This window comes from Proteus sp. HMSC14B05 (assembly GCF_001808035.1).
Classification (GTDB): domain Bacteria; phylum Pseudomonadota; class Gammaproteobacteria; order Enterobacterales; family Enterobacteriaceae; genus Proteus; species Proteus mirabilis.
Genome location: NZ_KV791994.1, coordinates 118,117 through 132,787, shown reverse-complemented (window position 1 = coordinate 132,787; position 14,671 = coordinate 118,117). Strand labels below are relative to the sequence as shown.

At 35.7% G+C, this 14,671-nt stretch carries 13 protein-coding genes; 12 read left to right on the top strand and 1 reads right to left on the bottom strand.

Translation table 11 applies throughout. The features are described 5' to 3' along the window. The first annotated feature begins 46 nt into the window (after window positions 1-46). Entirely contained in the window at window positions 47-1,522 is a 1,476-nt protein-coding gene (locus HMPREF3129_RS12025; protein ID WP_036919304.1) for a glycosyltransferase family 39 protein, read from the top strand. A 1-nt stretch (window position 1,523) separates the two neighbouring features. Further along, on the top strand, window positions 1,524-2,072 hold the full coding sequence (locus HMPREF3129_RS12020; protein ID WP_004246767.1) for a GNAT family N-acetyltransferase: 549 nt from the start codon (window positions 1,524-1,526) through the stop codon (window positions 2,070-2,072). A gap of 76 nt (window positions 2,073-2,148) precedes the next feature. Here the strand turns inward: HMPREF3129_RS12020 and HMPREF3129_RS12015 are convergent, their stop codons facing one another. After that, window positions 2,149-3,507, bottom strand: coding sequence for an NCS2 family permease (locus tag HMPREF3129_RS12015; RefSeq protein WP_004249062.1), 1,359 nt, complete (start codon window positions 3,505-3,507; stop codon window positions 2,149-2,151). 450 nt (window positions 3,508-3,957) lie between these two features. On the opposite strand from HMPREF3129_RS12015, the gene HMPREF3129_RS18990 reads away from it, so the two are divergent. From HMPREF3129_RS18990 to HMPREF3129_RS11970, 10 genes are all read left to right on the top strand, one after another. Beyond that, window positions 3,958-4,983: a two-partner secretion domain-containing protein gene (locus HMPREF3129_RS18990; protein WP_254668253.1), complete on the top strand. Its 1,026-nt coding sequence runs from the start codon at window positions 3,958-3,960 to the stop codon at window positions 4,981-4,983. Window positions 4,984-5,267: 284 nt separating this feature from the next. Beyond that, window positions 5,268-6,473 (top strand): hypothetical protein, encoded by a 1,206-nt coding sequence (locus HMPREF3129_RS18985; protein ID WP_254668252.1) that lies wholly within the window; start codon window positions 5,268-5,270, stop codon window positions 6,471-6,473. A gap of 74 nt (window positions 6,474-6,547) precedes the next feature. Continuing rightward, window positions 6,548-6,916 carry a holo-ACP synthase gene (gene acpS / locus HMPREF3129_RS12005; protein ID WP_004246770.1) on the top strand — a complete coding sequence of 123 codons (369 nt, stop codon included), beginning with the start codon at window positions 6,548-6,550 and terminating at the stop codon, window positions 6,914-6,916. 21 nt (window positions 6,917-6,937) lie between these two features. Further along, window positions 6,938-7,693: an SDR family oxidoreductase gene (locus HMPREF3129_RS12000; RefSeq protein ID WP_036895773.1), complete on the top strand. Its 756-nt coding sequence runs from the start codon at window positions 6,938-6,940 to the stop codon at window positions 7,691-7,693. Window positions 7,694-7,705: 12 nt separating this feature from the next. Beyond that, entirely contained in the window at window positions 7,706-8,284 is a 579-nt protein-coding gene (locus HMPREF3129_RS11995; protein ID WP_004246772.1) for a hotdog family protein, read from the top strand. Between the two features lie 12 nt (window positions 8,285-8,296). After that, the gene (locus tag HMPREF3129_RS11990) at window positions 8,297-8,617 is read left to right on the top strand and encodes an acyl carrier protein (RefSeq protein ID WP_036919299.1); all 321 of its coding nucleotides are present in this window, start codon (window positions 8,297-8,299) and stop codon (window positions 8,615-8,617) included. Between the two features lie 30 nt (window positions 8,618-8,647). Beyond that, window positions 8,648-9,796: an aminomethyltransferase family protein gene (locus HMPREF3129_RS11985; protein ID WP_017827127.1), complete on the top strand. Its 1,149-nt coding sequence runs from the start codon at window positions 8,648-8,650 to the stop codon at window positions 9,794-9,796. Window positions 9,797-9,859: 63 nt separating this feature from the next. Then, window positions 9,860-12,421: a beta-ketoacyl-[acyl-carrier-protein] synthase family protein gene (locus HMPREF3129_RS11980; RefSeq protein ID WP_036895769.1), complete on the top strand. Its 2,562-nt coding sequence runs from the start codon at window positions 9,860-9,862 to the stop codon at window positions 12,419-12,421. Beyond that, on the top strand, window positions 12,418-13,635 hold the full coding sequence (locus HMPREF3129_RS11975; RefSeq protein ID WP_036919298.1) for a beta-ketoacyl synthase N-terminal-like domain-containing protein: 1,218 nt from the start codon (window positions 12,418-12,420) through the stop codon (window positions 13,633-13,635). Before HMPREF3129_RS11980 ends, HMPREF3129_RS11975 begins: the two co-directional genes overlap by 4 nt. Further along, a complete protein-coding gene (locus tag HMPREF3129_RS11970; protein WP_036919295.1) occupies window positions 13,632-14,666 on the top strand; it encodes a hypothetical protein in 1,035 nt (344 codons plus the stop codon). Before HMPREF3129_RS11975 ends, HMPREF3129_RS11970 begins: the two co-directional genes overlap by 4 nt. Window positions 14,667-14,671 lie beyond the last annotated feature (5 nt).

Here is a 14,671-nt window from a genome sequence, read left to right as displayed (position 1 = left end):
CAATTAACTATAAATTTAAACTAATTAACTTAACATTCTGTTTATTATGACATTATCATTTGCTCGATTACGCAAACCAGTTTATTGGTGGATAATTGGTTATGCGGTTTTATGGATTATCGTCAGCTATTTATTTGATCCCACCGTACCTTATGATGCCGTAGAAGCGGTTAACTGGGGTACTAATGGCGGTTGGGGCTCACCTAAAAACCCTTGGTTTGTTGGTTTTATTATGTGGCCAGCCATTTATGGTGGTATTGATTTTAGCTTTTATTGGTATTTTATCCACTTTGTGATGATAGCCATCGGCTTATTAGGTGTTTGGAATTTAGCCTATAAGTTAACCAAAAATTATCACCTAGCTTGGTTTGCCATGTTAGGTTTAAATTTATCAGGAATTATTAATTTCGATATCATTCCTTATAACGATAATTATATTTTAGTGGGTTGCTGGCCTTGGGCGCTCTATTTCTTTTTATGCGCTATCAATGACAACCCCAAATATTGGTGTGGATTCGCTGCAGTGATGGGGGTGGCTACTATGGGGAAATACTCCTCATTAGCCCTGATTGGTGCGGTATTCTTATTAAGCTTATTAGTACCTAAAGTTCGTCAAAGCTATCGCTCCCCTTATTTTTACTTTGCGATAGCTATCTGGTTGGCGTTTGTCATACCTAATTTTATTTGGTTGTGGCAAAACGACTTTGCCGCCTTTAAATGGGTCGACTCACAAATAGAAGCACGTTTTAATTTACGTACGTTACGTGCCGCTTTAACGGTTTTCTATCCAGTGCTACTAATGTGGGGAATTGTACGTCTTTATGGTGGGCGAGTTAGTTGGCGTACTTCTCAAGATAGTCAATTATTGAATTTTATTTTGCTATTCCCATTAGCGATTATTTTTATTTGGTTTAGTTTCCATGAAGGGGGACGTATCACTGAGTGGTTACAACCTTTTATGTCAGTGGCTACCGCTCTTTTTGTCGGCTCAATTAGTGTCATACCTAAGCGTTCATTACGTGGTGTGTTATATGGTTTAGCGGTTTTTGGTATGTTAGTGGTATCTGGTTATACGGTAGTACAAGCTGCTAATGTGCGTAATGCGGGTCAAAAGTTTATTGGTGTTAAAACCTTTGTACAAGATGTCGAGAATGCTTGGCATCAGCATTATCATCAGCCTTTATCTTATGTAGGGGGTGAGTATATGCATGAGTGGGTCACTTTTTATGGCAAAGATAGACCGCTATCAGCCCAACCCTGGATTGTCGAGAAAGATGTTCAGCCCCCTAATATTTATAACCGTCATATTACGTTGGCGCAATTAGAGGACAAAGGTGTCTTATTGATTGGCCCGGTGGGGTATTACTGTGATAAAGCCCATTTCGATGCGGGATTACAATATTGGCCGAGTTTAAAAATAGCAGATACTCAAGAGATCATGTTTCGCTCTGAGCCTGATGCACTGGCAGAGCCGGTATGTATCGCTTTTGTCTCGCCTAAACAGCAATCAGAGAAGTTGTAAAATGCGTTATGCTGATATTCGTATTGAAACAGAGCGATTATTATTACGCTCTTTTGCCATGAAGGATGCTCAAGAGTGGTTCCAGATTATGAGCTCTCCTGAGGTTACTCGTTATTGGAGCCATCTTCCTTGGCAAAATATACAACAAGCGAAGGAAGATATTATTCAGGATATTACGCATATGGAGCGTAAGGAATATCTGCGTTTAGCCATTATTGATAAAGCAACAGATAAACTTATTGGCATGTGTGTATTCTTCAATCATCATCTCCATTCTTGCCGTGGTGAAATTGGTTATTGTCTTGATAACGCCTTTCAAGGAAAAGGGTTGATGTATGAGGCAATGATTGCTTTTATTGATTATTTAAGAACACATCTATCAATACGCCGTTTAGAAGCGGATATACATCCCGATAACCAAGCCTCTAGGGCATTATTAACCAAGCTTGGTTTTGAGCAAGAAGGCTATTTAAAGCAACGCTGGATTGTTGGTGATGAAGTGTCTGATTCCGCTATTTTTGGTTTGTTGCTACCAACTTATATCAAGTAATTTAAGATAATAAAAAGCACCAGTGATGAATATTATTGGTGCTTTTTTTATTATTAATAAATTAATTTATTAAATATTAAAATAAATTATTTAAATCAATAACATGAGTATCAATTAATAATATTTTTAGAATAAATAACAGTGAAACGATCACCACACAGAGATTAATTTCTTTCCAGCGTAGAGTACCCACTTTCATCACACAATAGGCGATAAAGCCAAGGGCGATACCTTCGGTGATAGAAAAGCTAAATGGCATCATCACGGCGGTAATAAACGCTGGTACGGATTCAGTTAAATCATCCCATTTTACGCGCGTTAAGCTGGAGGTCATCAGCACCCCGACGTAAATTAATGCCCCTGCGGTAGCGTAGCTTGGCACCATTCCAGCCAGTGGTGATAAGAAAATGGCGAGTAAGAAAAGAATACCGACCACAACTGCAGTTAATCCGGTACGACCACCAACAGAAACACCCGAGGTACTTTCAATAAATGCGGTAACAGATGATGTCCCCATGGCGGAGCCTGCGACAGAACTTAAACTATCTACATAGAGCGCTTGTTTCATCCGTGGGAATTTACCTTTATCGTCTGTTAAACCCGCCTTATCGGTGACACCAATTAATGTACCGGATGAGTCAAATAAGTTAACCAACATAAAAGCAAAGATAACCCCAGACAAGCCAATATCTAATGCGCCAACAATATCAACCTGCCCTACAACGGGAGCAATAGATGGGGGAATATCAAAGATACCTTGATATTGAACATCCCCTAATAACAGGCCAATAACCGTAGTGATAATAATCGATATTAAGATTGCCGCATGAATATTACGAGCCGCAAGGATGGCGATAATAAAAAAGCCTAGAGCACCTAATAACACATTGTGGGAGGCAAAATTACCGATAGTCACAATGGTGTCGTTGTTAGGAATAATGATCCCAGAGTTTTTTAGGCCCATCATGGCAATAAACAGACCGATACCGCTGGTGATCCCAACACGTAAACTAAGCGGAATATGCGCTATTATCCAATAGCGTATACGAAAGAGAGTAAGCAAAAAGAGACCTACTGCGCCCCAAAAAATAGCGCCCATGGCCACTTGCCATGAATACCCCATCGCTCCTACTACGACAAAGGCAAAAAAGGCATTTAGACCCATCGCGGGTGCGACGGCGATAGGTAGATTAGCCACCAGTCCCATTAAAATACTACCGAACGCGGCAATTAAGCAGGTAGTAACAAACACTGCTTTAATATCCATATGGGCTGCAGCAAGAATTTGTGGGTTAACAAAGATAATGTAAACCATGGTTAAAAAGGTGGTGACACCGGCGATCAGTTCTGTGCGAACCGTGGTGCCGTGTTCCTGAAGTTTAAACAGGCGTTGGAGCAAACTCTGCGGAGCAGAATTTGGTGATGACATGCTCATAGACAAAAGATCCCAAAAAAAATGTTTTTCGCTTTATCCTACACAAATAAATTAGAAACTGCACCTAAAAAGTAATCGATTGCGTTTTAAGACGAACATATCACGAAAAAGTGTTGTAGAGATAAAGGAGGTATAGGTTTTAATTAAGCATTAATACCTATAGTAATAAGTCTTGTTATTAGAAATAAAATGATATCTCTATTGGTATTATTTTTATCAGAGTAATTATTTATATTGTTTTCATTTTATTTAGTTCGGGATCTAATTAATTATGAATATGCTTTCCTATTGCCAAATAAATATATTTCTCTAAAGTTAATTCACCAGTAAATTTCAATCGATTTTTTGTTTTATATTTTATTTGTCACCTGTTAGTGCTTAATAGATCTTTTAAATAAAGAGAGATCTTATTATTTAATTAACTTTTGTGCTTAATATAAGGTAATTATAATGAATAGGAAAAAAATTGTTTCTTTTAAAATTAATTTATTAGTTTTCTCTGTATTATCAACGTTAAATATGGCGACTGTAGTACAAGCTGATCCGTCTGCTCATATTGTTGTGCAACAACAGCAAAAAAATAGTAGTGTTGATATTCTTAATATTGCCGCAGCGATTAATGGCTATTCCAGTAATTCATTAACCAGTTTTGATGTTTCTGAAGCAGGGTTAATATTAAATAATAGTCCTGATGGTGCTGATACTCAATTATCGGGGCATATTGACGGTAATAGTAATTTATCTAGCGGTGCGGCAAAAGAGATTACTCTTGAGGTTAATGCTAAAAAAGCCATTACGTTAAATGGCCCTGTTGAGGTGGCCGGAACAAAAGCACGGGTTATTTTATCTAATCCTGCTGGAATTATTTGTAGTAGCTGTAACTTTCTTAGTGCTGACCGTGTTGTGTTGACTACTGGGAAAGTGAATACACAAAATGATACCGTTGATAGTTATAAAGTGGAAAAAGGGAATATTACTGTTAAAGGTAATGCCACTTTTGATAAAAGTGCGCAACAGATTGATTTAATTGCCCGCAATGTTTCTATTGAATCGCCTCTTGATGCATCTGGTATTAATGTGAATGTGATAACTGGCGCTAATGAAGTTAAAGCACAAGATAATACGGTGGTTGCACAAAAGCCAACAGGCGTTGCTAGTAAATATAGTTTGCAGATAGTCAAGAATGCAGGAGTGAGAAGCTCATCGCTAAAATTTATAGGTACTGAAGCTAACTCACCACTGAAAAATAATGGTAATGTTGAAACTGCTGGGGGAGGGATCGAGCTTATTCATAGCGGTGCACTTGATAATAATAAAGGTAACTTCTTATCTGAGGGGGATATCTATTTTGCTTTCGATAAAGGTGTTACAAATAGTACTGGTGAAATACAAAGTACTAAAACTATCTCAATAGAAACAAAAGAAGCGAAAGTTGATAATATCTCTGGTGGTAATATTTTGCGGATGGAAATGTAACTATCAATAGTGGTGAATTTAAAAACAATGCCTCCTATATTGCAAGTAAAGATAAATTAGATATTCAGACAAACGGTAAACCAATAACGAATACTGCAACGGTCGGTGAAGGCGTCGGTATTTCTGCTACTAATGGTATTAAAATTAATAGTGGCTTATTTAATAATAAAGAGGGTCAAATCAATTCTAAAAGTGTCATTGATATTAATACTAACCTAAAAGACTTCAATAATATTGATGCTTATATTGATGCGTCAGGGGATATTAGTATTAATAGTGGCGCAATGAATAATACCCATAGCCGCCTACGCTCAGTTACTCGTGTTGAAATTGATACTAATGGTAAGGCGCTGAAAAATACCGGCATGACTGCAGATACTGCTAGCGATGATTCATTAGGTATTCTTAGTGGTCTGGATGGTATGACAGTTAATATTGCTGGACTGAATAATGACCAAGGGATTATTGCCACCGATGGCGATATGAACTTCACTAACAAAGGCGACATTACCAATAAATGGGGACATATAAAATCAGGGGGATACTTGACATTTAGTAGTGATAAGATCAAAAACCTCTATGGTGGCTTAGCATCTAAAACTGGTGCTAATGTGACTTTCTCCCAGACATTAGATAATAACTTTGGTGTTTTTTACTTAGAAGGCGATAGCGTTACCATCAGTGCGCCTTATATAAATAATAATAAAGGTGTTATTAAAGGAGACGCTATTTATTTTAAAACAGATAAATTTAATAACACATCAGGATTTGTGATCACTGAACAGAAATTAGAGATTGATACACCAGAACTGACGAATAACAGCAGTTTAGATTTCAAAACAGAAATGGGCTTTTATCTGGGGCAACCTGATCAGAAAGGGGGATTAATTAGTAAAGGCGAAATGAAATTAAGCGGTAATAAATTAGTGAGTAATAAAGGACGTATTGTAACAGAAAATGGGGATATGGAGCTTAAATTCACCTCTGTTGATAATACCAGTGGTACTATTGCATCACATAAAAATGCTTCTGTAGTGACAAGCACCTTTACCAATTCACAAGGCACATTGTTTGGCCAGGATAAATTAACACTGCAAACCGATACACTGAAAAATAACAGTACAGGTTCGGTTGAAAGTAATACCTTAAAAGGTGTTATTGCGTCGAGTGGTGATACTGAAGTGACGGTTAATCGTGATTTTGAAAACAATGGCGTCATTTCTGGTGTAGAACATTTACGTGTAAATATAAATGGTAAATATACCAATGCCAGCAATAGTATTATGTCAGGTAAAAATAGTTTCGAATTAGGTGTGACAGGAAATATTATTAATCGCGGTATTCTTAATTCAATAAAAGACACGACTATTTCTGGTGAGAATATTACTAATGAAAAATCAGGTATTATTGTTGGTAGAGAAAGTATTACTATCGATAATAAAGGCACTTTTACTAATAAAGGTAAAGTTGTCGGGCCGTTAAATAAATAACATTTTAGCCTATCTATGAGCGATATTTTGTCGCTCATAGATCAAAGGATACACCATCTTGAGTATGAAATAATATGGGAATAGGAACTGATATTATAGAAATAAAAAAGGTGGCTATTGCAATATGTAGAAGTGGTGAACCGTTAACTCAGCGATTATTAACTGAATATGAAAGAAACAGTATCGGTAGAATTCATGAAAATTATCATCGTGTTGCAGGGTTTTGGGCTGCTAAAGAAGCCGCTGTAAAAGCAATAGGTACAGGATTTCGTTTGGGGATTTTATTTCATGATATTGAAATAAGGCATGATGAATATGGCGCACCTTGTTATTTTTTTACAGGCCATTTTTCTAATTTATTAAAGCAGAAAAAAATAACCCAATCATTATTAAGTATTTCTCATTGTGATCATTATGCTGTCGCTGTTGCAATTTTTAATTGATGCTTTTATAGGTGTTTTATTATGTTTATATATTCTGATCTAAAGAATAAGAATGTGATTGTTACAGGAGCTAATGGTGATATAGGTATTGCAATTTGCCAGAAATACCTTGAACAGCAGTGTCATGTTTATGCATTATATCACCAAAATAGAAATAACTTAGATAAGCTAAAAAAAGAGAGTGAATATTGTCACCGCTTACATATATTACAATGTGATATCAATAATGATAAATCAATTCATGACTTTTTAGATAAACTAAAGGCATATGCTAATGCTATTCATATATTAATCAATAACGCAGGTGTAATTAAAGATGAATTATTTTCTGCTATAAATATAAGTGAATTTGAATATGTTATTAAAACCAATTTATTAGGAACTTGTCAATTTACTAAACAGTTATTGCTTTTATTAAGATCGGCAGAAAAAGCGACCATTATTAATGTTGCTTCTATTGCAGGGATTGTTCCAAGTATTGGGCAAAGTAACTATAGCGCCGCTAAAGCTGGAATTATAGGTTTTACTCATACGTTGGCTGCAGAGTTGGCAGGTAAAGGAATTCGAGTCAATGCGGTGGCACCAGGTATGATTGAGTCTGACATGGTCAAAAAAGTGTCACGCCAAGTCGTCCGTCATATTAAATCGGTTATTCCATTACAACGATTGGGAGCAAGTGCTGAAGTTGCCAATACCATTGTATTTTTAAGCTCCGAGGCATCGAGCTATATTGTTGGGCAAACATTAATCGTTGATGGTGGGATGGTGATGCGATGAGAGGTAACCCTTATGAGTCTCTATAATCAATCGTTATTGCCTCCTACACTATTTTTAAAATTAGGGGCATGGCGACAACCGACCATTATGGTTGATAGGATAGTCGATTTTGTCCCTAGTGAAAAACCTATTATCAAAACGATTAAACATGTCACCTTTAATGATCCCTATTTATTAGGACATTTTCCAACCGATCCTGTTATGCCAGGGGTTATGGTGGCGGAAATCTTTGGTCAAACGAGTGAGTATTTATCTTTTATTGATGACTTTTGTTCAATTTATAAAATAGAACATAATATTGAATTAAATACATTTAAAGAAATAGCCAAAGCCCTTAATGAGCCGAGATCAGAACGAATTTTAATTCAGCATCGAAGAAAGGTTTCCGGTGTATTGGCCTCACAAAATTTAAGGTATAAAAATGCTGCTTACCCAGGGGATACCATAGAGATAACAAGCATTCTATTATTTTCTGATAAAAGCAATTTTAAACACTATTCTGTTGAGGCAAGAGTGGGAAAGAAAATTATTGCTAATGGCACCATAGTTAATTTCAGAGAATATAATCACTCTGAACAAAATAAAAATTAGGATATTAATAGTATGGAAAATGACGATAAGTTAAATGAAAAAATTGAACAAAGAAAAAAAATGTTAAAGCGAGTCAAAGAAGGGCTTATTGAACGACTCAATTTAAATAAGAGTGTTAATCAAATAGATGATGATACTCCATTATTTGGTAGTGGTTTAAAATTAGATTCTGTTGATGCCACTGAGATAATTGTCTTTCTTAATGATGAATTTAATATTCAAGTAACAGAAGGTGATGATCCTTCTTATATGAGAACAATAAATAGCCTAACAACCTTTATTTTAAATAAACAGCGAGAAAAACAAGAAAAAAATGAGAGTAATAATAATTAAGTTATATCATTTTTATTTATTGGAGATGTTATGAAATACTTTGAAATGGAAAATAAAGCGAATGTATTATTCGGTGAATATAATGGAGTGACACTTCCCAAACGTTATACTAATGAACATGAGGCTTATTTCTCGGTAAGAAATAGCATATTAATGACAGACTTTTCTCATTATGGCATGGTGAAAATTTCTGGTGAAGATGCTTGGCGGTTACTCAATTATCTTATTTCTGCAGACATTTCATCTATTCGTGATGAACAACTACTTTATACATTGTTGCTAGATAAAGAAGGGAAAATAATAAGTGATGCCTATGTACTATGTGATAATGAACACTATTTTTTAATTTCAGAGTGGATGAATAGTGATGCCATATGCCAGCAGATAAAAAAAGTATTAGATAAGCAAGATGAACGGGGTGAATGCTACCAAATTGATGCTATCGCTTCTCTTACTCCAGATTGGCGTATGATCTGTCTAGAAGGCCCCTATGCTTGGGAAATTTTATCTGAAATCGTCGGTATGGATATTATTGGATTACCTTTTCATGAGTTTATGTATGTTGATGAAGATGTCATTACTATGCGTGTTGGTAAACACGGTGAATATTGTTATCACATTATGGGAGATGAAGAGAAATTAATGTCTATTTGGCGACATTTATGCACTTTATCTGAGAAATTTGATTTAAAGATTGGCGGGGTTGATGATTTAAAAAATATACGACTAGAAAACCCTTGTTGGGAGCCTCAAGTGATTAATCCTTTTAGTCGCTGTCCTATTGAGTTACAAATGCAATGGGCGATTAGTTACGATAAAGATGCATTTATTGGTCAAGATGCAATAAAACAACGTGCTGATAATGGGGTAGATCAGAAAATAGTTGGCGCAAGAATAATTAATATGCCTCAGAATGCTGCAATTTTACAAGGCGATGCAATCTATTACCAAAATGAACAAATAGGCGTAGTTATTCAAGTGGGATACTCTTTTATATTAAAAGAACATATTGCCAGAATATTATTAAAACGAGAATTTGCTTATGTTGATATTGATGACTATAAAATAAAAACGGCTTATGGTGATATTGATTTTATCACAACGAGTATTCCCTTTGTTAATAATTTAAGTTTAATAATTAATCCAACCGAAGATAGTTATCTTGAAAGACATCAATAATGAAAGATTAAATTTATAGAAAAAATATTTATTAAAAATAATAAATATTATATAGGAATTAACATGAATAGTAGACGCCGTCGGGTTGTAATAACCGGAATGGGGATTTTATCATCTTTAGCTAAAGATGTGCCTCAATTTAAACAGGTTCTTTTTAATAGACAATGTAATATTAAGCCCAGCCAACGTTATTTAAAATGGTTTAAAAATGCCAATGCATCTGAGATTGAGATGGCATTAGATTATTCAGATATACCGCAGCATATCGCTCGATCACTAGACAATGCGGCATTATGGGCATATCGAGTCTGCAATGAGGCATTACAACAAGCAAACTTAATAGATAATCAGTCTATTTTAGATAATACCGCGATGATCGTGGGCGTCTCTTCAGCAGGAACGGAAGCCTTTCTGCCATTATTTGAACAACATATTGATGATTTTTCGATAAAAAAAGCCATTTTATCCGGTGGATTTTCATCATGCTGTTCGAGTGTATCAAGTCTACTTGGCTTACGTGGTGGTCTTGAATTAGTGGCGACGGCCTGTACCGCAAGCCCTAACGCGATAGGTATGGGGTATGATTATATCCAAAATGGCAAAAATCCTGTTGTGCTAGCGGTCGGAACAGAACCCATTTATCTTCCTACCTTTGCGGGTTTTTATGCCCTTAATGTGATGAAAACAACACCAACTTCCCCATTTTCAGGTACTCCTGGTATGTCTATTGGTGAAGGTGCTGGGGCGTTAGTATTAGAAGATTATCAACATGCGGTTGAACGTGGTGCGACAATATATGGTGAAATTGTCTCTTACGCGACATCTTGTGATGCTTACCATGAAACTAGCCCTGATCCTCGAGGAAATGGTGCAGTGCAAGTTATGTATAAAGCACTGGATAATGCGGGTATTACTCCTAATGATATTGATTATATAAATGTGCATGGTACAGGTACTGAAGCAAATGATCGCATTGAAACTATGTCGATGAAAAAAGTGTTTCCTAATATTTATCATATCCCATTAAGTTCAACAAAATCTTATGTTGGTCATAATATTGGTGCTGCGGGTATTGTTGAAATCATCGCGTGTTTTATTTGTTTAGCAGAAGACAAACTTCCCCCTACATTAAATTTCACTCAGCCAAGGCATAGCTGTGATTTAAATTATGTACCGAATTTCTTTCAAGATAAAAAAGTAAAATTTTTTATGAAGAATAATTATGCTTTTGGAGGAAATAACTGCTCTATTATCGCAAGCCCTTATATTACAGATAAAACACCGACGGAATATAAAGCTAAAAAAGTGGTTATTACCGGAGTGGGGGCGATTACATCTATTGGCAATAATGTAATGGAGATAATAACAGCGATTTCGGCAGGAGATAAAACAGGTACATTAAAACCTATCGTATTTGCGAGTGATGTGCAGAAAGATATCGACAACTTGATGTCTGTTGTCATAAAAGATAATGATTTTGAGCAATCGTTAGGACATCCTTATTTTGATCTCGACATTGATCATCGCTTAAAAAATAACGCCTGTTATCATGCTATCACTGACGTTAATCCGAAAAAAACATTACGTTATTATGATCCAAGAAAAGCTATTCCTAGCGGGACTTATGCCTTATTCGCTTTAAATGAAGCACTTGCTAATGCTGGACGCAAAATTAAACGTGATGGTGATAACTTAGGTTTTATTGTTGGAATGTCAAAAGGGCCACAAAGTACCGTTAATCGTTATTTACAAAGTTTAATTCCTGATCCGCAAAAAGTAAGAACATCAGAATTTCCTGGTACTTTAATGAATGCAGTACCGACATTTTGTGCCATCACAGAGGGAATAAAAGGTTATACCACGACATTGGCAACAGGGGTTAATGCTGCATTAGGAGCGTTAACTTATGGTTATGAAATTATCAGGCAAGATCTACAACCTCAGGTAATTGTCGGAGGGGCAGATGAGCACTTCAGTTCTATTTCACTCTATTTTCAAGCGATGAGTAAGAAAGTTAATCTGACCAAGAATGCGACAGATTATCAGGTTTATTCTAATGCAAGTGCCGGCTATATCCCCGGAGAAGGGGCAGGGATGTTATTTCTTGAAGATAAAGAGTATGCCAAGCAACGAGGCGCTAAAATTTATGCTGAAATTATTGGCTACGGTAAAGCTAATGATAATACTTTTTTAGTAGACGAAAATATTACTGATAGAGTGGCCGCCTTATGTAAGGCTATCCAACAAGCATTATCTGAGGCGCAACTCAGTTGCCAAGATATTGATATTATCTGTGGTACCAGTGATGGTAATAAAGAGAATGATGAAGTTGAAATCCGTGCGATTCGGCAACTATTTTATCAAGCGGCAAATCATGTACCAGTAGTTAATTACAATGCCTTTTTTGGTTTAGTTGAATCATGCGCTGGGATATTGGCGATCTCTTTAGTGATTCATATGATGCAAAGCAACACGATAATACCTATTCCTTATACAAAAAGTTTTATAGCTGATGATATTCATTTTGTTACCCAACCGATTAATAAGCAGATAGAAACTGCTTTAGTTCTTGGTTCATCAGAAGGATGTAACCACTATGCAATTATCATCAGGAAACCGTTATGAAAAATGTTGCGATAAGTGGATGGGAACTTAATTTACCTTCAATAGTAAATTTTGAACAACTTTCTGAACAACTCTTATTAAAAAGAACAATTAAAACAGAGAAATACTTCTCTGATGATTATTTTGTAGAATATTTTAAATTTAATCATAATCCGGCGGTGATCCCCTATCAAAATATTCCCAATAATCATTTTGAGATATTAACGCGATTAATTCATAACAGTTTAAAACGGGCTAATATCACCCTAGAAAAGCTTCGCGCTTCACGTACCATAATGTATCTTGCAGGTCACGGGCCTAGAGCCGATTTTATGGATTACCAAGGGTTTTATGATAAAAACGATGCCGAAGACGTTCAATATTCTCCACAGATAAAATCACTCCATGCAGCCTCTTTTGCACAGGATGAATTAGCGAATAAATTGTGGGCTGAATATCAGTTAGATTTCCCACCTATTCCTATCTATTGTGCCAGTAATTCTGCGTTAATGGCTGTGCATATAGGACATAATGAAATAAGCCAAGATATGGCGGATATTGTAATAGTATTGTCGTGGAATAGCTTACTTTTACAAGATATAGCCTTTATGGATAGCCAAGGCATGTTAGTTGAAGCGCACGCTCAACCTTTGAGTAAATACAGTGATGGGGTCACCTTATCAGATGGTTATGCCGTGATGATTTTAGAAAGCCAACAACAGATAAACTCGAGACAATATCTTGCACCTGCTTATATCTATCATTCCGTTTTTATGCAAAGTAATGCTGAACGGACAATGGGAGGCACATTATTTAACTTTTATACAATATCAAAAGTGATTTCTCAGCTTCTCGATCTTAGTCATTATTTACCAAGTGATATTGGTGCTATTTTTATTCATGGTAATGGTTCGATTATTAGTGATAAAGCTGAGACGGTAGCTATTACTAACATCTTTAAACAACCCATCCCTATTATTAGCTATAAAGGGCAGATAGGTTATATTTCTAATTGCTCTGGTATTATTGATTTAATGATTATAGCTGATTCATTAAAAAATAATCGATTGATCCCCTCGACTTCACATTATCCAATAGATGATGGAATGGAGGTTAATTTCCTCACTAATCAAGAGTGTGTGAACTATAGCGCTAAACCTATTTTAAAAATCGGCTTAGGTATGGATGGCTCTATTATTGCCATGTTATTAATCGCAAATGGAGAGCAAGGATGAGGCGATTATTACCCACTGGTGCTATTAATTTAGCCGCTTATGCTTTTTTTGAGCCACAAGAGCCACTGATCCCTTTTATTCCTTCATGGTATAACGTATGGGAATCTCATATGTTACGTTTAGCGGGTAAAAAAAGCGCAGGAAAAAGTTGGAGTTTTCAACGCTATGGGGTCAATCATGATATGTATCTACGTGAAGGAATAAGAAAAACAAATTGTCGTCCTTACCTATCTGCAATAGAGCATGTGGTCGATCATGCTGTTGGTCAATTAGATACAAAATCACAATTCCTCTTAAAAAAAGAGCGAAATGGACTGATTTATATTGATGCATGGGGAGAGCTAACTGCTTTCGAACAGATAGATAGTTTAAGGGATGTGTTTACTCTTAATATTATTCCTAGAAATATCATAAAAAAATACAGTATAAAAAATTTCTCTTGCAAAATAAGAGGTGAACGTAATGGTATGATGTCGGCACTATTATTAGCACAAAAACTTATTAATAGTGATTTACTTGATAATATATTTATTTGTGGTGGTTTTCGGGCTGTACCAATTTTATCTTTTAGTGAAATAGAAAGACAACCGATAACCCTTTTTTTCAAGCCTAACTCTTTGGAAAATATAAATAGTATTGAAAGAGTCGCCTGCATTATTATCAATAAAAAACAGTGTTCAGATATTTTGATTTCTATCAATCATTATTTTTCTATGAGTCAAAATAGAAAAAAGGCAATAAAGCAATTAGTTAAAAATTGGCACCGTTGTATTAATAAACAGACGGGTTCAATTTATATAACTGCGTTACTGACTTATAAATATATTTCTATACTTGAAACCGCATTCACAGCATTACCTGTTAATCTTAATTGCTATTTTTTAAATCGTCTTTATGGTGATAGTGGGTTTATCACACCGGCTCTTATGTTCGATCATTTACAAAAAGCAGCAGATAGTGCCTCTCATTACCTTTTGAGTGCGTTTGATGGAGAAAATGGTGTTTGGCTGGTTGATTGTTGGAAACAATAATAAGG